We start from the raw sequence: 877 nt of genomic DNA on the forward strand, positions 1-877 counted from the left end.
GCGGCATCATCGATCCGCTCTTTGAGCATCCGCAAAAGCCAATCATGGTCTATATTGTCGAAAAAGCCTTTGATATCTGCTTCCACAATGTACCCATATTTACCGAACTGAAGATTGAACTGTAAATCTTCTATTGCTTCTTTTGCACTCCGGTTGGGCCTGTAGCCATAGCTGGTGTCTACGAAGTCAGCTTCGAAGATCGATGTAAGAATCCTGGCGCAGGCCAGTTGCAGAAGCCTGTCTTCAAGTGCCGGTATTCCCAGCGGTCTCATCTTTCCGTTTTGCTTTGGAATGTAACATCGCCGCACCAGTTTGGCACGGTACCGTCTCTGCTTCAGTCTCTCTACAAGTGCTTGTATGTTGACTTCCAGGTTTTGACCGTAAGCCTCCGCCGTCACCTGATCGACACCACTGGCAGCATTCTTGTTCAAATCCTTCCAGCAGCTCATCAGAAGACTCGCACTCAACAATCGATAAAGATTCTGAAAACGGTGTTTTGCTTTTGCAGTCGCTTTAACTGCTATTCCCCGCAGTGAGGTTTGCTCGTATTGTTCCAGCCCTACTTTGTCCGGTACGAGTTTCCTTTGCGGGCTGCGTACTTCCGTCAGGTCCTTCCCCATGTAATGGGCTTTCCCCATCTCCGAGTAATATGCCTGATAAGACACCCCATCGGCATGTAGAGTTTTGTCGGCAGGCCGACGCCTCTCCCACCAGTTATCCTGTCCCAGCATTTCAGATGAATAGTGAACCATTGGTCTTGTATTCCCTTACTATCCTAAACAGTCTTCTGGAACCTTTGGGGCTTCCCGAGTTCTACAGCGTATCTCTTCCTGCATGCCACGGCCTGTGGACTCCGGCGGACCTCCACATCCTCGCC

General features: G+C 49.9%; 1 protein-coding gene. It reads right to left on the reverse strand.

The features are described 5' to 3' along the window. A partial coding sequence (locus ACYQ11_RS22080; RefSeq protein ID WP_459926000.1) for a reverse transcriptase domain-containing protein occupies positions 1 to 752 on the reverse strand: 752 nt, incomplete at its 3' end. Positions 753 to 877: the final 125 nt, after the last annotated feature.

The sequence above is a fragment of the Desulfatiferula olefinivorans genome, from assembly GCF_054657895.1.